The following is a 17,681-nucleotide window of genomic DNA, read 5'->3' on the forward strand; positions in this document are numbered from 1 at the left end:
GAATTCATTTTTAAAAAATAATACAACGATCCATGTTCGATAATTTAAGTCTTAAGCTGGATAAAGCCTTTCAGAGCCTGAAAGGACAGGGAAGGATCACCGAAATTAACGTGGCCACCACGGTCAAGGAAATCCGCAAGGCGCTCATCGACGCCGACGTGAACTATAAGGTCGCCAAGGAAGTCACCGACGACATCCGCGACAAGGCCATGGGCCAGGATGTGCTCACGGCCATTTCGCCCGGCCAGTTGCTGGTGAAGATCACCAACGATGAGCTGACGTCCCTCATGGGCGGTCAAAGTGAAGACATCAAGATCGAAGGAAGCCCGGCCGTCATTCTTATCGCCGGCTTGCAAGGTTCCGGTAAAACCACATTCTCCGGAAAACTGGCCAACTATCTCAAAAAACAAGGCCGCTCGGTGTTGCTCACCGCCTGCGATATCTATCGTCCCGCTGCCATCGACCAGTTGAAAGTATTGGGCGAGCAAGTGGGTGTGGAGGTTTATGCCGAGCCCGAAAACAAAGACGCCGTAAAGATAGCGAAGGCCGCCATTGAGCACGCCAAGAAAAATAACCACCGCATCGTGATCGTCGATACCGCCGGCCGTTTGGCGGTGGATGAAGAGATGATGGATGAGATCGCCCGCCTGAAGGCCGCCCTCAATCCATCCGAAACCTTGTTCGTGGTCGACTCCATGACCGGTCAGGATGCCGTGAACACGGCCAAGGCCTTTAACGACCGCCTCAATTTTGATGGCGTGGTGCTCACGAAATTGGATGGCGATACCCGCGGGGGTGCTGCGCTTTCTATTCGCCGTGTGGTGGACAAGCCCATCAAGTTCATGAGCCTCGGGGAGAAAATGGAAGCCATCGACCGGTTCTATCCCGAACGTATGGCGAGCCGGATCCTGGGCATGGGTGACGTGGTGTCGCTGGTGGAAAAAGCACAGGAAGTATTCGACCAGGAAGAAGCCGCCCGCCTCAACAAAAAGATCCGCAAAAATCAGTTCGACTTCAACGACTTCCTGTCACAGTTGGAACAGGTGAAGAAGATGGGGAACATGAAAGACCTGCTGGGCATGATCCCCGGCATGGGCAAGGCCATCAAAGACGTGGACATCGATGATAATTCCTTCAAACCCATCGAGGCCATCATTCGCTCGATGACTTTGCAGGAGCGCGAAAACCCGGACATGCTCAACAGCAGTCGCAAGAATCGTATTGCCGCGGGCAGTGGCACGTCGGTGCAACAAGTCAATCAGCTGTTAAAGCAGTTTGGTGACATGCGCAAACTGATGAAGACCATGAATAAAATGGGCGGCGGCAAACGTGCGCTTTCAGCATTGAATCCGTTTGGACGATAATCGCAGGCTTTTCTCAGATGATGATCCTAAACCCAAGGCTTAGGATCATTTTTTTTGTTGTGCAATGCATGGTTTCCTGCCGGTAGCAGTGAAGCTACTGCCGTTCAATACGTTAGAAAGAAGCCGGATAACGGCCGGGTTGCGGTGCTAATTTTTCTGAAAAATTTAGGGGAATGAGACAAACCAAACGGGCAATATCACCGTTCTTACAGTAGTTTACAGGTTGTTATATAAATTAGAGAAAATGCCCCGACTACTCGGGGCATTTTTACGTATATACAACATCGTAAAAACACTTAAACCAAACTCAAACAACGTATGAAAAGAATTACATTTCTGATGGTGGCCCTGGCAACCGTATTGACCACTGCATTTGCCCAGGACAAACCCGCCAGCCCCCAGGCCACTGTGGAAGGCAAGATCGGAGCCACCAATGTAAAAATCGTTTATTGTCAACCTTCAGCCCGCGGTCGCAAGATCATGGGTGGCCTTGTTCCTTATGGTGAAGTGTGGAGAACGGGTGCGAACGATGCTACGACCATCGAATTCGACAAGCCCGTAAAGATCGAAGGCAAAGACCTGGCAGCCGGCAAATACGCCCTCTTCACCATCCCCGGTGAAAATGAGTGGACCATCATCATCAACAAAGACGCAAAACAGTGGGGCGCCTACAGCTACAAGGACAAAGACGACGTGCTGCGCGTGACCGTGAAACCCACCAAAACTTCCGCTGCCGTGGAAACCTTCAACATTGCACTCGGCAAAGACGACGTGCAATTGAAATGGGAGAACACCGCTGTAGCATTCAAAATAAAAGGTTAATCTTCTTATAAATAATAAAAAAGCCCTGCACTGGCAGGGCTTTTTTATTTTCCGCATATTGGCATCCCTTACCATGCCACCATGTATATTCTAGGACGTTACGACCGGGTTGACTTACCCTTGCTGGGGCTGAAAAATATTCATGCGAAGGTGGATACGGGAGCCTTCACTTCCAGCCTCCATTGCCACCGGGCCGAAGTGATCGACGGTGTACTTGAATTTATTTTATTGGATGAAGAGCATCCGGAATTTACGGGGATGAAGTTTCAGTTCCGCGAATTCGAAGAGCGCCTCATCAAAAATTCGTTTGGTGAAGTGGAGCGCCGGTTTGTGATCCACACCACGCTAAAAATTTTTAACGAAGACATAACGACCGAGTTCTCGCTCAGCAACCGGGGTTCGCTTAAATTTCCGATCCTGATCGGGCGAAAGATCCTGCGAAACCGCTTTCTCATCGACGTCACAAAAAAGAACCTTTCCTACCAGGAAAAACGCCGGCAGCGCCGGGCGCAGAAGAGTAAAAATCGATAACGCGTAAAGCAAACCAGTCCCTCATGAACATCGCCATATTGTCGAGAAACGCCAAGCTATATTCTACCCGCCGTCTCAAAGCGGCCGGGGAGGCGCGTGGCCATAAGGTTGAGATCATCGACCACATGAAGTGCGTTCTTTTTATCGAGAAGCGAAACCCAGTGGTCCTTTACCAGGGCCGACGCCTCGACTATTTCGACGCCATCATCCCGCGCATCGGTGCGTCGGTCACCTTCTATGGTGCGGCCGTCGTGCGGCAGTTTGAAATGATGAAGGTGTTCACCGCCGTGGAGTCGCAGGCGCTCATCCGCTCGCGTGACAAGCTGCGCAGCCTGCAGATCCTTTCGCGCGCAGGGTTGGGGTTGCCCAAGACGATCTTCATGGACTACTCGCGCGAAACCGAAGGCATCATCGAGGCCGTGGGCGGTGCGCCGGTCGTGATCAAATTGCTGGAAGGCACGCAGGGTTTGGGTGTGGTGCTGGCCGAGAACAAGAAGGCCGCCAAGTCGGTGATCGAGGCCTTTCATGGATTGCATGCCCGCATCATCGTACAGGAATTTATCAAAGAAGCCAAGGGTGCCGACATCCGTGCATTCGTCGTGAACGGCGAAGTGGTGGGTGCCATGCGCCGGCAGGCCAAGGAAGGGGAATTCCGTTCCAACCTGCATCGCGGCGGCACCGCCAAGGTGGTGAGACTGAGCCGTGCCGAAAAAGTGGCGGCCATCACTGCCGCTAAAAAAATGGGTCTTGACGTGGCCGGTGTGGATATGCTACCTTCGGCTCGCGGGCCGCTCATCCTGGAGGTGAACTCGTCACCCGGACTGGAGGGCATCGAAGGGGCCACCAAGGTGGACATCGCGGGGAAGATTTTTCAGTATATTGAGAAAAATGCGGGGAAGAAAAAGATCCAGAAGGATAAAATTAACGCGTGATTTCACATACCCATATCACCATTGCGTAAGATCGTCATAGCCGGGCAAGAGATCCTGCCCGGGGAATTCAAGGAAATAGACATCAACATTGCAAGGCTTCCTTCGCATACGGTGATCGACACGCCCATCTATGTGTCGCGGGGCGAAGAAGAAGGGCCGGTGCTCGCCCTCACCGCCGGTATGCACGGCGACGAGATCAACGGCATGGAGATCGTGCGCCGCATGCTCGACAGCGGCCTGCACAAACCCAAGCGCGGCGTGACCATCTGCATGCCCATCGTGAACATGTACGGCTTCCTCAACTATTCACGCGACGTGCCCGATGGCAAGGACATCAACCGGTCTTTCCCCGGCAACAAATCGGGGTCGCTGGCCAGCCGGGTGGCCTATCACCTCATGCACGATGTGATCCCCCTCATCGACATCGGCATCGACTTTCATACCGGGGGCGCCATGCGCGCCAACTATCCCCAGGTGCGGGCCGTGTTGAGACACGAAACCAACCTGAAACTTGCCGAAGCCTTTCATGCCCCCTTCACCATCGATGCACCGTATCGCCCTAACTCCCTGCGCAAGGAGGCAGCACGCCGGGGTAAATATATTATCGTGTATGAAGGCGGCGAGTCGCTGCGCTTTGACCAGCAGGCGATCGAAATCGGCATTGCCGGCACACTGCGCGTTATGAAACACCTGAACATGATCGACGTGGCGCCCGAAGCAACGGACGAAAACCGGATCGTCTGGAACACCAGCTGGATCCGCGCGCACCACGCCGGCCTGTTTCAGCCCAATGTGAAGTGCGGACAACTGGTGCACAAAGGCGAGTGGGTGGGGACCATTACCGACCCTTTCGGGGAATTCAAAGAAGAAGTGATGGCACCGGAGACAGCGTTTGTCATCGGCCTCAACAACATACCCGTCATCAACGCGGGAGATGCCCTCATGCACCTGGGCATGGACAATTTTTGTAAGCTCGACCAGCCTGCCGAAGACTAAGGTAACTTTCGTTACGCCCGGCGGTTTTTAGGATAGTGAAGTAAATGAAACAGCGTGGAAAATTTTCTGGATCAATACGGATACATCGCTCTAATCATTGGGACCTTCTTTGAAGGCGAAACCGCCATCCTGGTAGCGTCGTCGCTCATTCACCAGGGGTTGTTCGAAGCGCCCTACACGATCCTCTTTGGGTTTGCCGGATCGTTTGTGAGCGACTGGCTCTATTACACCATCGGGCGGCTGAATGGAAAATACTTTGTTGAGAAACGCCCGGCCCTAAAAGAAAAGCTCGCCCCCGTGCGACAGTTCTTCGACACGCATAAAATACAGATCTTGTTTTCGTACCGCTTCCTCTATGGTTTCAGGGTCATCATTCCCCTGGTGATCGGCATGAGCAACATCCGCCCCATGCAATATCTGTTCTATAGTTTGCTGAGTGGGCTCATCTGGTCGTCGACCGTGAATGCGGTGGGCTATTCCATCGGCCGGTTCCTGGACCTCAAGACGTCTGTCTTTGAAGACAACCTCCTGTTCATCGTGCTGGGCTTTGCTTGCTTTGGGTTGATGATCGGTTTTGCCGTGAAGCATTTCGCGGAGCGGAAAATGCACGTCAGCGAAAAATAAGAAAGGATTCAAGTGTCTATACCTGAATCCTTATGGATGACGGTTACGCATTGCACTAAGGATTTGCTACAGCAGGCTTTTGGATCCGGATCAAAAAGGCCTTTGGCCAATTCTTTCCCGTAACCAAAAATGCCTTGGAGTTCACATCGTAGGCGATGCCATTCAAATAGTCAATGTTGGGATACATGCGCCGCACTTCTTCGGTGAGGGGTGAAAGGTCCACTCTCCCTACTACTTTTCCTGAAGTGGCGTCGATCTTCACGATCCAGGAGGTTTCATAAACGTTGGCGTAGATGTAGCCGTCAACATACTCCAGCTCGTTCACATTCTTCAGCTTCTGGCCTTCGTTGGTCACGGTCAACGTACGCACTACGCTCAGGTTGGCGGTGTCGAGGTAGGTCAATTTTTCGGTGCCGTCGCTCATGATCAGGTTTTTGTTGTCATGCGTCATGCCCCAGCCCTCGGCGTTGCTGAACTTGAACTCACCGATCTGTTTGTAGGTTGTGGCGTTGTAGATGAACCCGACCCCGGTGCGATAGGTGAGCTGATACAGTTTATTGTTGATGACCGAAATGCCCTCACCAAAATACTGCTGATCGAGCATGATCTTTTTGGTGTGGACGCCCGAGCCCGGATCCACCTCGGCGACCCATGATTTCCCGTTCAGCCCGGTGCTTTCCAGCACCTTCCCTTTGTAGATCAGCAACCCTTCCGTATAAGCTTCCTGGTCGTGGGGCAGCGTTTTCAGGACACTGTAGGTCAAGGCCAGGGTGTCTGCGGGCGTTTCGGTGTTGGAGTCTGAATTTTTCGTGCACGAAGCGAGCAGGAAAAGGAGGGCGGCAACCGGTACAAAGAGAGAATGCTTCATGAGGAACACGGATAAATAAAGCCCGAAAAAACTAAAATTATCACACATCCCCAAAACGCCTTTTCCGGCCTGTTCGGTGGACAGCCTTATCCTGCTGACCATACGCCGGAAATTCCTTCCAGAACGGTCTTTCCCGGTTTCCACTGTTTGGAAAGCTGCCTATATTTGGAATTGCTGCAGGAAGCTCAATAGGGTTGCGAAAGTGTTGTTGGGTAGTATGGCTTATAAAGGCTTCCAGCAGGTGTCCCTGTAAATCGTTAGTAAAACTTTAAAAACCCTCTAAATCCCTCATCATGCGAAAATCAAAATTGGTTGTGCTGGTCGTTTCGATCGTAGCATCTGTTCTTTTCTATGGCCTTCCCGCGAAAGGACAGACGCAGCCGGTCATCTATTTCTATCTCACGCCCTCTGTATCCGTCGAATCCATGGAGAAGAGTGGCAACTTCATCAAGGATTTCCTGGAGAAGGAAACCGGCATGACCATCAAGCTGGGGGTGCCACCTAGCTACGACGAGTTGGTCGACAAGTTCGGGCAAAAGGAGCCTTGCTTCTCCATCATGAGTAGCCAAAGCTATGTGCTGGCCCACGAAAAATTCGGAGCCCAGGTAAAGCTCCGGTCGCTGCGCTATGGCCAGTCGGTATACTACGGCCAGATCATTTGTCGCGCCGGCTCAGGCATCAAGACCATCAAAGACCTGCAAGGAAAAAGCATCGCCTACACCGACGAGCTCTCCACATCCGGCTACTTATATCCCAAACAGATCCTGGACAAGAACAACATCAAACCGGCCAAGGTGGTGTTTGCCAAAAAGCACGATGAAGTCGTGCGCATGGTATACGAAGGCAAAGTAGACGCCGGCGCCGCCTTCTACTCCCCTCCCGGCCCCGACGGCGAAATGCACGACGCCCGCGCCCGCATCAAAGACAAATATCCCGATGTGGAAAAGAAAGTGATCACCCTCGTTAAGACCGAAGCCATTCCAAACGATCCCATCGTGTTCTCCAAAGCCTTTGATCCCGAAGCTGCCCGAAAGCTGTACGTCGCGTTGGTGAAACTCACGACGGAACAAAAGGGCAAGGAAATTCTTCGGGAATTGTATGGATCGGAAGGATTTGTGAAAGCTTCGGATGCGGATTATAATTCGTTGCGCCAGGTGATGGGGGTGGTGAAATGAGGAGCCAGAAGCCAGGAGCCAGGAGCCAGAATCTTTTGAATCGGAGATCAGTAGTCAGTAGCCAGTAGTCAGTAGTCAGTAGCGAGAAGTCAGTCATCGTGCACCAGCAGAAAGTAGTCATCATATGCCAAGTAGTTGCCAGCCAATACCCAATCAGCTGCCCATAAACAAAATAGCCAGTGTCTATTGCTTCTTAAAACAACAGACACCGGCTACTGACTACTGAATGCCGAGAACAAGCTCCTGGCTTCTGGCTCCTGAATCCCTAGATATCCGAATACTCCACGGGCCGCAGAAAATAAATGTTGATTTTCGAGACGTTGTGCTGATACTCGCTCATACCCGAAAGCGTCTTCCACTCGGGGTCCGCGGAAAATGCTTTCCAATGCTCGTCGCGGGAAGCCTGGTTGGCGAAGGTGGTCATGTACATGAGGTTGGGCATGCGGCTGCCGGAGAGCACTTCGGCATAGAAGACGGCGTTGAAGCCGAGGCGTTTGAACAGGGCGACTTCGTTGCCGTCGTTGAACATCTTTACTTTGTTCCGGTAGATCTTTTCCGTATATCCTTCATAGCTGCGCAACTCGTAGACGCGCTCGTTCACCGGCGTGGACAATTTGGGAACTTCCAGTTGTGTCATCTTTACGAAGGCCTGGAGCACGATGGTCTCGATGCGCGCATAGGGTGGATTATCGTAGGGGGCATTGAGATAGTCCGTACCCGACGACTCATATTGTTTGTCCTTTAACAAGGTTTCGGGAAGCTTCACAAACTGATCCATCGAGGAAAACGGGGTAAGCACATAGATGCGTTTGCCAAACGTGGTGTCGGTTTCAACGGGTTTGAAAACACCCACCTTGGTGATGCCCGCCCGGTGTAAGGCGGGCAGATAGGCCTCCTTCAAAAATTTCTCCACCCGTTGTTCCTGGGTGCTGTTGGCAACATGGTAGATCTTGATCTCGTAGAATTCACGCTTTGGAGCCGCCACCACCACAGTGGCAAGGCCCAACACAAAAAAGATAAAGGATAATGCTCGTTTCATATAGGGATAAATAATAGTGCAGTGAAGGTACGGTAAGAATCTAAATTTAGCTTACGGTTAGGTTGCCGCCAGTGTAAAAGAATCAGGAGCCAGGAGTCAGGAGCTTGTGCTCGGCATTCAGTAGTCAGTAGCTAGTAGTCAGTATTCAGTAGCTAGTAGCCAGTATTTAGAAGTCAATAGCCAATCGATTGGCAGTCGGTATGCTATGGGCCAAAGTAGTTAATGGTCAATGCCCTGGTCGGTGACCGGTAGAATATACGTAATGATGTTTGTTCTCAAACAACTCGCGTGGCCAATTGCTTACCGAATCATTGGCTACTGGCTACTGACTACTGGCTACTGGCTACTGGCTACTGGCTACTGAAGGCCGCCTGCTGACTCCTGGCTCCTGGCTCCTAAGATTGCTTCCCCTTCGTCACAGGCATTAACGCCCTAATATCCTCATCCCCATCCAAGAAATTCATTTGCTGTATCACCCAAGGATAGCGCCTGGCGATGTATTTAGACACCGGCTTCACGGTATATTTCTTGGGATTAGGTAGCGAGGCCGCAATCATGGCAGCTTCGGTACGGGTGAGCTTCTTGGCGGGCTTATTAAAGAATTTTCGGGATGCGGCCTCAATGCCGAACACCCCCTTGCCCATCTCGGCCACGTTGAGGTACATCTCCAAAATGCGTTTCTTTCCCCACACGGCCTCGATCATGAACGTGAAGTATACCTCCAGGCCCTTGCGCAGCCAGCTGCGGCCTTGCCACAGAAAAACATTCTTTGCCACCTGCTGGCTAATGGTGGAGGCGCCGCGCAGGCGGTTTGGTTTTTTCTTGTTGATCTCCATGGCCTTCTTGATGCTCTTCACATCGAAGCCGTTGTGGTCGGGAAAGAGCTGGTCTTCCGAGGCCATGACGGCGAGACAGGCGTTGGGCGACATCTCGTTCAGGTGGATGTAGTCGCGTTTCAGGCCGTCGCCCTTTACCCAACTGATGAGTTGTGTGGCCGTGACGGGTGGGTCAACCCATTTCAGGATGATGATGTAGATGAGTTGGGCGGCAAACAGGAACAGGAAAACGTTTTTGATTTTATTTCCTACAGAAAGAAGCCATGCCTTCATGTCGTGCGCGTTTCGTTTTTGCCTCTGGAAAGGCACGGGCGAAAATACGAAAATGCTTTTTTGTGATGCGCTGTCCCGGATGGGAAATAAGATAAATTGTTTGTGTTGCCGGAATCCTACTATATTTAAGGACTACACACGATTGTAAAAAATTAAAGAATGACGGATCGGAAAGATATCTTTCGATCCCCACGAAAGCCACCGATAAAAATGGAAAGCGTATTATGAAACGTTTTTGCTTTGCCCTGGACTTGCAGGACGACCCCGCCCTGATCTCTGAATACGAATTCTGGCACCGCAATGTGTGGCCCGAGATACGGAAAAGCATCTTGGATGCCGGCATCACCAACATGGAGATCTACCGCATCCTGAACCGGCTCTTCATGATCATGGAAACCACCGACAGCTTCGATCCACAAGCCAAGGCCGCACAAGATGCCGCCAACCCCAAAGTGCAGCAATGGGAGGAGCTGATGTGGAACTATCAGAAACCGCTTCCGCACGCCAAGCCCGGCGAGAAGTGGATACCCATGGAAAAGATCTTTCAACTCTAACTTCTCGGCATGCGCATCGACGCTCACCAACATTTCTGGAAGTTCGATCCCGTGCGCGACAGCTGGATCGACGCCACCATGGCCACCATCCAACGCGACTTTTTCCCCGGCGACCTGAAGCCGTTGCTGGATGCCCAGGGGATCGACGGGTGTGTAGTCGTGCAGTCGGATCAATCGGAGGCGGAGAATGTTTTTCAGTTAAAGCATTCCGAAGGTCATGATTTTATAAAAGGTGTGGTGGGCTGGGTCGATCTGCAGGCGGAGGACGTGGAGGATCAACTGGCGCACTACAAATCCTTTCCAAAAATGAAAGGCTTCCGCCACGTATTGCAAGGCGAACCGAAGCGCGACTATATGCTGAACCCGGCGTTCATGCGCGGCGTTGGGAAATTGAAGAAATTCGGGTACACCTACGATATACTGATCCACCAGGATCAATTGGCATACGCTGAAAAATTCGCAAAAGCATTTCCCGATCAACCCTTTGTGCTGGATCATATCGCCAAGCCCTCCATTCGCACAGGCGACTTGTCGTCGTGGAAGAAAGGGATTCAGGCCTTGGCGGCGCACGACAACGTCTGGTGTAAAGTCTCCGGCATGGTGACCGAAGCCGACTGGAAACATTGGAAGCCCGCCGATTTTGTTCCCTATCTCGACACGGTCGTGGAAGCCTTTGAAACCCATCGGCTCATGTTTGGCAGCGATTGGCCCGTGTGCCTGGTAGCAGCCTCCTATGCGGAAGTGCATGACCTGGCGAAGAAATATTTTTCGCCCTTCAGCACATCCGAGCAAGCCGCGATCTTTGGAACCAACGCAATGAAATTCTATAACCTATAAAAATATTTATATATGGACTTACTCCTGAAAGATAAAGTGATCATCGTCACGGGCGGTGCGAAAGGGATCGGCGAAGGCATCGTGAGAGTGCTGGCCGGCGAAGGTGCCATTCCTGTGGTGGTTGGCCGCAGCGAAGAAGACAACCTGAAGATCGTCAACGAAGTCGTGGCCGCGGGGGGCAAAGCTTCGCAGATCGTAGCCGAGCTCACAGACCCCGAAGCTTCGGAACAGGCCGTGAAAGCCACCTTGCAAAAATATGGTAAGATCCACGGTCTCGTGAACAACGCCGGCGTGAACGATGGCGTGGGTTTGGAGAATGGCTCCTACGAAAAATTTGTGGCCTCCCTGCATAAGAACCTCATCCACTACTACCTCATGGCGCACTACGCGCTGCCTGCCTTGAAAGAGACCCGGGGTGCCATTGTAAACATCGGCTCAAAGACCGCCGAGACGGGTCAAGGCGGCACCTCGGCGTATGCCGCCTCCAACGGTGGCCGCAACGCACTCACCCGCGAGTGGGCGGTCGAGTTGTTGAAATACAACATCCGGGTCAACGCCATCATCGTCGCGGAATGCTATACGCCGCTCTATGAAAAATGGATCCAAACGCTGCCCAATCCCAAAGAAAAATTAGCCGAGATCGAATCCAAGATCCCGCTTGGCCAGCGCATGACCACCGCCGAGGAAATCGCCAACGCCGTGGCCTTCCTGCTCTCCGAACGCTCCAGCCACACCACAGGACAACTTGTCTACGTGGACGGTGGATATGTTCATCTCGATAGGGGACTGGCCAACGCGTAGCGGGCCAGGGGTCCGGCCAGGGGTCGGGCCAGGGTATCAGAAGTTCGGGTCGAAGTTGAAACAGATCGGGTTCGACAACCCAACCATGTGCTCACTCAACGCCATGGATTCGGGAACCTGCGGATAGGCCGTGGGTGTGCCCTCGACCACGACGCGGTAATAGGTGCGACCCAAGGCTGCCGGTGTATCTGTAAACTCGACAAAAGGTGTTTTGCCACTGATCTGATAGGTGCCGAACGTACCACCATTCTTCACCACGTTCACCGTGTACTCGCCATCCGCAGCGCTTCCCGAGAGCTGCACGCGGAAGGTGACGAGCTTTCCGGCAGCCTTGGCGTTGTCGCCCATCATCATGTCCATCTTGCCATCCTGGTTGAGGTCTGCATAAAATTCAACGCGGGGTGCATAAGGATTTGCACTGACCGAAACCCGCCCATTGGTGAGCGCATCGATGATCGCTTGTGAAGTCCTTGCCGTGGCAAACACCCAGGTGGTGGGCGTTCCGATGTAGTTGGCCTTTGCCTGGGGCGTATTTTTTGTTGCCTGTTCAGGTGTGTCAGGAGTGCCATGATGCACGTCGCTGCCCCCGCGGCCGGTGAGCTTGCGGCCCGACGAAAGCATGTCATCCCAAATCATGATCGCGTTGGCATTCTTGGACCAGATGGCCGAGTTCCAGACTTCGATGGACTCGATCATATCATACGAATATCCAAAATGGTCTTTCCCACTCGGGTGATTGGCCGAAAGATGAATGCCCAATTCCTTCTTCACCGCACCCACCGTTGCATCGCGCTGATCGCGGACATCATAGAGCCGCTGGTGATCATAAGGCTTCGCCGAGAACGTGTTGCCATGACCGCGGGTGGTAGTCCACTCCGCACCATATAAAAGCAACACCGGCGATGACTTGAACTCAGGATCTGCCCACGTGTTGTGCGCAACATCGCCATTCACATGATTGTCGTGATCGGTGATGCAGAGATAGTCTATACCAACGGATTTTGCGAAGGCTGTGATTTTTGAAATCGGATGATTCGAAGACTCTTTGCTATGCCGCGAGTGCACATGAAGATCACCCTTTAGCCACACGCCATCGGTAAGACTGGCAACCGGCGGCAATGTGCCCACATCTTTTATCGCCCACGGATTAACGTAGCCTGTCTGCGCCAAGGAAACACCACGGATACAAATCGCCAGACTCAACAGTAATCCCACACGGACAATGTTCATTCGTTGCGTTCTTCTTCTCTTCATGAATAGCATATGACAAGTATTAAGTATTGATTATTATTTCGTTAAGATTATTCTTATGATAAAAAATAAAATTCTCCTCTGCGGATAAAGGTATAGGCACGATGAAGCGCCGATCATATTAACTTTTACTAACGGACTGTGCAGATGATCCCTGGTGTCACGATCGCATCGTGAGGTCTATTGCTTACATGAAGGATATTAAGGAACGTTTTCGAAGATGGCTGACCACTTACGGAGGACTAGACCCTTTGTGATCAGGGAGCCAGAATCCAGAATCCAGAATCCAGGAGCCAGAGTCAGAATGTGGGAGTCGGGAGCTAGAATTCAGGTGTTAGTAATCGGTTGGAAATGTGAGAGGAACATCGCGGCTAAAGTTCGTTGTAATTCGACACCAAGGGCATAATAAAGGTAAATTTTTATTTACTTATTTGTTGTGTTGTAGGTAAACTTTTATTTACTTTGTTGTAAACGTTGGGGGCAAATGAAAAAGCATGAAAGCGAGTGAATTGCTGCGCAGGCTTCAGCGTGCGGGGTGGTACGTGGACAGGCAAAGCGGATCGCACGTCATCATGAAGCATCCGGAAAAAGAAAAGGCGTTTATCTCCGTGCCCAATCATGGCAGTGCGGAGATCGGTAAAGGGCTTCTCCGGAATATTCAAAAAAGAGCAGGCCTTTAGAAACAGAATAGTGACCCTAATTTTTTAAGACCCTAAAAAAGAACAACATGAAGAAGTTGGTTGTAAAAATTGAGAAAACAGGAACAGGTTTTTCCGCCTATTGCGAAAAGTATCCAGCCTTTACCACGGGAAAAACGTTGACAGAACTCTCCACCAATATGATCGAATCCTTAAATCTCTATTTGGAGGAGGAGGGAAAAGGGCGGGAGGTGACGGCGCGCGACCTTGACTTTCAGCTTGACATGAGCAACCTGTTTGAAATTTTTCCCATCAATGTGAAGGCGTTCTCAAACCGTGTGGGGATGAACTACACGCTTTTGATCCAATATGTGAAAGGCGTGAAAAAACCTTCGCCAAAACAAACCGAGAAAATTCTGGAAGGCATGCAAGCCATAGGGAAGGAGTTGTCGGAGATTAGTCTGATCTGAATTCTGCACCACTATCCCGGCGTTACAAGGCCTCGCCGGCTTCCGCATCGACCATGACCACACCGTGTTCCAATTGTTGAAAGATACTTGCCGGCAGTGCTTCGGATGGAGGAAGGCCTAGGGCTTTTTTCAGGATGGCGTTCTTTGTATAGCCATTGGCAATGAGGATGGGCAGCCTGGCTTCGCGAACGTGTCGTAGCCCCAGGGTGATGCCTTTGTCGAGCTTGGTGGATTGGGAGAAATATTTTTGTCCGACCGTCTTGGTTTCTTCGGCCAGCGTGCTCACATGGGCCGGTGTGTCAAACGGTGTTCCCGGCTCGTTCATGGCGATGTGACCGTTGGTGCCAACGCCCACCAGCATAATATCCAGGCCGTGGTGCTTGTTGATCAGTGCGTTGATGCGCTCGGCTTCGTGTTGCAGGTTGGTCGCCAATCCATCAAAGAAATGAATTTGCTCCGGCAGAATGCTGGCGGGGATAAAAAAGGAATCGTCCATCATGGCGCGACAAGAGCCATCGTCTTGCGGGCCTAAGCCTACCCATTCGTCTAGGCCGACAAAGGTGCATTGACTCACATCCAGTCTTTTGTCCAAAATATCCGTCACCATACATTGGAACACACCCATTGGCGTATGCCCGGAAGCGAGGCAAACCAGCGATTTTGGTTTTTTGGAAATATACAGACCGACCACATCCGCCACGGCGCGGCTCAGGGTTTTATAGTCGGGGTAAATGTGAAGCTTCATAATTCCTGAAATGTACTTTAAAAATTTCACTTCCGGGTTATTTCAGGATGGCGCGTTGTTGTGTAACTTTCATGAACACGCGGAACGCCATGTTGCCCGACAGCACAGGATAGCCACTCCTGTGATACCCGATACTTTTGAACATCTCCCTAAATCGTACGCCTTTGAAAACGCTCATCTCATTTCTGCTTGCCCTCGTCCTCGTTCCCGCTTCCTTTGCACAACGCACTTCTTTCCTTCAACCCGCACACCTTACCTGCGAATACCAAAGTAATCCGCTGGGCATCGATACGGACACACCACGGCTGGGATGGAATTTTGAGACGGCGGCAAAAGACCAGTACCAGTCAGCCTATGAGATCGAGGTTCGCCAGGAAGGCGGGCCATCAACGGTCTGGTCGACCGGCAAGGTGATCAGCAATAGAAACACACAGATCGACTACAAGGGCGAACCCTTGCGCTCATTCACCCGCTACTATTGGAAAGTGCGCACCTACCACGAACACGATCCTCCCTCTTCCTGGAGCAGTGAAGCTTGGTTTGAAACGGCTATGTTGAAACCATCCGACTGGCGGGCCAAGTGGATCGACAACGGAAGCACGCTGCCCGCACGCGACGAGGATTTTTACAAAGACGACCCGATGCCTTTGTTTAGAAAAACGCTGAACGTCCAAAAGAAACTCGCCTCTGCGCGTCTCTACATTTCGGGGTTAGGCTACTACGAAGCCTATCTCAATGAAAAGAAGATCGGCGACCACGTGCTGGATCCTGGGTGGACCACCTATAAAAAAGAAGCCCTTTATGTCGTGCACGACATCACCCCAACGCTAAAGGCCGGCCCGAACGTCATCGGCATCATGTTGGGCAATGGCTGGTGGGATCCGCTGCCCCTGAAACTATTTGGCCGTTTCAATCTCCGCACGGTGCAGCAGACGGGCCGGCCTTGCGTGAAGGCAGAGATCCATCTGAATTATACCGACGGCACGAGCGACGTGATCGGCACCGATGCCTCGTGGCAAACCGCCAACGGCCCCATCGTGCGCAACAACGTTTACCTGGGCGAGCACTATGACGCCCGCCTGGAAATAAAGGGCTGGAATGGGTTGAAACCCTCAGGCAACGCGTGGAAAAATGCATCCCTTGCCGAGGGCCCGGCGGGCGCGCTACACGCCCAAATGCAGCCCCCCATCCGGATCACCCGCACGCTAAAGCCCACCCGAATCCTTGAAATAAAACCCGGCGTCTACATCGCGGACATGGGACAGAATTTTGCCGGCGTGGCACGCATCACGGTCAAAGGAAAGAAAGGAACCCGGGTCAGCCTGCGCTATGGAGAGGCCTTGCTCCCCGATGGCACTTTGAATTATCTCACCACAGTAGCGGGCCAGTTGAAAGCCCTATGGAACATGAACGGCGGTCCGGGTGCGCCGGCCACGGCCTGGCAGGAAGACAGCTACACGCTGAAAGGGGAAGGCACCGAAACGTGGTCGCCCCGCTTCACCTTTCACGGCTTTCGTTACGTAGAGATCACCGGGTGGCCTGGCAAGCCCACGGTTGACAACATCGAAGGCCTGCGCATGAACGCCGACCTGACCCGCAACGGCGAGTTTGCTTGTTCCAATGCCATGTTCAACAAAATCCACGAAGCCATCCAGTGGACTTTTTTGAGCAACGTGTTTAGCGTTCAGTCCGATTGTCCCGGTCGGGAGAAGATGGGCTATGGTGCCGACATGGTGGTGACCGCCGATGCCTTTATGTACAACTTCGACATGAGCACCTTCTACACCAAGGCCGTGCGCGATTTCGCCAACGAACAACGACCCGGCGGCGGCATCACAGAAACCGCGCCCTACACGGGCATCGCCGACAAAGGCCTGGGCGACGAATCGGGTCCGTTGGGATGGCAGCTGGGGTTCCCTTACCTGCAGGAACAACTCTATGAATTTTATGGCGACGAACGCATCATCGCCACACAATACGACAACGTGGTCCGGCAACTGGCCTTCCTCCAATCCAAAGCCATCGACGGCCTCTTTCATTGGGACATTAGCGACCACGTGGCGATCGATCCAAAACCGGAAGCCTTGAGCGCGTCTGCGTTCTATTATCACCATGCGTTGCTGGCGGCGAAGTTTGCGGGCATCTTGAAGAAGCCGGAAGATTCCGTGAAGTATGCCAAGCTGGCCAGTCAGACCCGGCAGCGCATCGCGGAGAAATACCTGGTGCCGCATACGGGCCGCTTCGACAACGGCACGCAGTCGGCACAACTGTTTGCGCTGTGGTATGACCTGTCGCCGGAAAAAGACAAAACGTGGGCGGTGTTGATGAGCGAGTTTGCGCGTCATAAGGATCACGTGGCGTCGGGCATCTTTGGTGTTAAAATGATGTTTGATGTGCTGCGACAAAGCGGGCAGAATGAAGTGGCCTATCGCATCGCCAATCAAAAGGACTATCCCGGGTGGGGATTTATGCTGAATGAAGGCGCCACCACCTTGTGGGAGTCGTGGGAATATCCCGACAACGCGCCCTCGCAAAACCATCCGATGTTCGGTTCTATCGACGAATGGTTCTACCGCTCGTTGCTGGGCATCAACCCGCTGGCCCCTGGATTCCGCAAAATACAGATCAAGCCACAGCCCGCCGGTGACCTGACGTGGGCAAAAGGCAGTTATACGTCTATCCAGGGCAAGATCGTGAGCGACTGGAAAAAAGAGGAGAACCGCTTTCTGCTCACGGTGTCCATACCCGCCAACACCCGCGGCGAAGTGTGGGTCCCGTTGACGCCGGGCGGCGACTTGAAAGAGAATGGCACCATCATCGGCAAGGAGGGCATGTCGAAGCATGTGCGCTATGTGGACGGCTACGGTGTGGTAGAGATCAGCAGCGGCGACTACACCTTTGAAGCGACAACCCATAATTAATATC

18 protein-coding genes are annotated in these 17,681 nt (G+C 52.5%); 13 read left to right on the forward strand and 5 right to left on the reverse strand.

Features of this window, described 5'->3' with window-relative positions:
* Positions 1-32 precede the first annotated feature (32 nt).
* From ffh to BUB30_RS23510, 6 genes are all read left to right on the forward strand, one after another.
* Positions 33-1,364: a signal recognition particle protein gene (gene ffh, locus BUB30_RS23485; RefSeq protein ID WP_073138873.1), complete on the forward strand. Its 1,332-nt coding sequence runs from the start codon at positions 33-35 to the stop codon at positions 1,362-1,364.
* 318 nt (positions 1,365-1,682) lie between these two features.
* Positions 1,683-2,186 carry a DUF2911 domain-containing protein gene (locus tag BUB30_RS23490; RefSeq protein ID WP_073138876.1) on the forward strand — a complete coding sequence of 168 codons (504 nt, stop codon included), beginning with the start codon at positions 1,683-1,685 and terminating at the stop codon, positions 2,184-2,186.
* 81 nt (positions 2,187-2,267) lie between these two features.
* Entirely contained in the window at positions 2,268-2,717 is a 450-nt protein-coding gene (locus BUB30_RS23495) for an ATP-dependent zinc protease family protein (protein WP_073138878.1), read from the forward strand.
* 23 nt (positions 2,718-2,740) lie between these two features.
* A complete protein-coding gene (gene rimK, locus BUB30_RS23500) occupies positions 2,741-3,649 on the forward strand; it encodes a 30S ribosomal protein S6--L-glutamate ligase (RefSeq protein WP_073138881.1) in 909 nt (302 codons plus the stop codon).
* A gap of 21 nt (positions 3,650-3,670) precedes the next feature.
* Complete coding sequence (locus tag BUB30_RS23505) at positions 3,671-4,645, forward strand: succinylglutamate desuccinylase/aspartoacylase family protein (RefSeq protein ID WP_073138884.1); 975 nt, start codon at positions 3,671-3,673, stop codon at positions 4,643-4,645.
* A 54-nt stretch (positions 4,646-4,699) separates the two neighbouring features.
* Complete coding sequence (locus tag BUB30_RS23510) at positions 4,700-5,269, forward strand: DedA family protein (RefSeq protein WP_073138887.1); 570 nt, start codon at positions 4,700-4,702, stop codon at positions 5,267-5,269.
* Between the two features lie 55 nt (positions 5,270-5,324).
* On the opposite strand, the gene BUB30_RS23515 is transcribed toward BUB30_RS23510, so the two are convergent.
* On the reverse strand, positions 5,325-6,137 hold the full coding sequence (locus BUB30_RS23515; protein ID WP_073139676.1) for a glutaminyl-peptide cyclotransferase: 813 nt from the start codon (positions 6,135-6,137) through the stop codon (positions 5,325-5,327).
* Between the two features lie 293 nt (positions 6,138-6,430).
* Between BUB30_RS23515 and BUB30_RS23520 the strand changes: the two genes are divergently transcribed.
* A complete protein-coding gene (locus tag BUB30_RS23520; RefSeq protein ID WP_073138889.1) occupies positions 6,431-7,312 on the forward strand; it encodes a phosphate/phosphite/phosphonate ABC transporter substrate-binding protein in 882 nt (293 codons plus the stop codon).
* Positions 7,313-7,577: 265 nt separating this feature from the next.
* Here the strand turns inward: BUB30_RS23520 and BUB30_RS23525 are convergent, their stop codons facing one another.
* Complete coding sequence (locus tag BUB30_RS23525) at positions 7,578-8,351, reverse strand: NIPSNAP family protein (RefSeq protein ID WP_073138892.1); 774 nt, start codon at positions 8,349-8,351, stop codon at positions 7,578-7,580.
* A 395-nt stretch (positions 8,352-8,746) separates the two neighbouring features.
* On the reverse strand, positions 8,747-9,460 hold the full coding sequence (mtgA, locus tag BUB30_RS23530) for a monofunctional biosynthetic peptidoglycan transglycosylase (protein WP_073138895.1): 714 nt from the start codon (positions 9,458-9,460) through the stop codon (positions 8,747-8,749).
* A 224-nt stretch (positions 9,461-9,684) separates the two neighbouring features.
* Here mtgA and BUB30_RS23535 point away from each other — a divergent pair, with 224 nt between their 5' ends.
* From BUB30_RS23535 to BUB30_RS23545, 3 genes are read left to right on the forward strand one after another with little or no spacing between them, the layout of a single operon-like run.
* Complete coding sequence (locus BUB30_RS23535) at positions 9,685-10,014, forward strand: L-rhamnose mutarotase (protein WP_073138898.1); 330 nt, start codon at positions 9,685-9,687, stop codon at positions 10,012-10,014.
* 9 nt (positions 10,015-10,023) lie between these two features.
* Entirely contained in the window at positions 10,024-10,851 is an 828-nt protein-coding gene (locus tag BUB30_RS23540) for an amidohydrolase family protein (RefSeq protein WP_073138901.1), read from the forward strand.
* Between the two features lie 12 nt (positions 10,852-10,863).
* On the forward strand, positions 10,864-11,652 hold the full coding sequence (locus BUB30_RS23545; RefSeq protein WP_073138904.1) for an L-fucose dehydrogenase: 789 nt from the start codon (positions 10,864-10,866) through the stop codon (positions 11,650-11,652).
* A gap of 36 nt (positions 11,653-11,688) precedes the next feature.
* Here BUB30_RS23545 and BUB30_RS23550 read toward each other — a convergent pair whose 3' ends face one another.
* Positions 11,689-12,906, reverse strand: a complete 1,218-nt coding sequence (locus tag BUB30_RS23550; RefSeq protein WP_221408780.1) for a CehA/McbA family metallohydrolase — start codon at positions 12,904-12,906, stop codon at positions 11,689-11,691.
* 491 nt (positions 12,907-13,397) lie between these two features.
* On the opposite strand from BUB30_RS23550, the gene BUB30_RS23555 reads away from it, so the two are divergent.
* Together BUB30_RS23555 and BUB30_RS23560 are read left to right on the forward strand one after the other, a co-directional pair.
* Positions 13,398-13,583, forward strand: a complete 186-nt coding sequence (locus tag BUB30_RS23555; protein ID WP_073138909.1) for a type II toxin-antitoxin system HicA family toxin — start codon at positions 13,398-13,400, stop codon at positions 13,581-13,583.
* Positions 13,584-13,630: 47 nt separating this feature from the next.
* Positions 13,631-14,011, forward strand: coding sequence for a hypothetical protein (locus BUB30_RS23560; RefSeq protein WP_073138912.1), 381 nt, complete (start codon positions 13,631-13,633; stop codon positions 14,009-14,011).
* Between the two features lie 22 nt (positions 14,012-14,033).
* On the opposite strand, the gene BUB30_RS23565 is transcribed toward BUB30_RS23560, so the two are convergent.
* Positions 14,034-14,756: a 6-phosphogluconolactonase gene (locus BUB30_RS23565; protein ID WP_073138915.1), complete on the reverse strand. Its 723-nt coding sequence runs from the start codon at positions 14,754-14,756 to the stop codon at positions 14,034-14,036.
* Positions 14,757-14,920: 164 nt separating this feature from the next.
* On the opposite strand from BUB30_RS23565, the gene BUB30_RS23570 reads away from it, so the two are divergent.
* Entirely contained in the window at positions 14,921-17,677 is a 2,757-nt protein-coding gene (locus BUB30_RS23570) for a family 78 glycoside hydrolase catalytic domain (protein ID WP_221408781.1), read from the forward strand.
* The last annotated feature ends 4 nt before the right edge of the window (positions 17,678-17,681 follow it).

Origin of the sequence: Chryseolinea serpens, assembly GCF_900129725.1 — a bacterium.
Lineage (GTDB): Bacteria > Bacteroidota > Bacteroidia > Cytophagales > Cyclobacteriaceae > Chryseolinea > Chryseolinea serpens.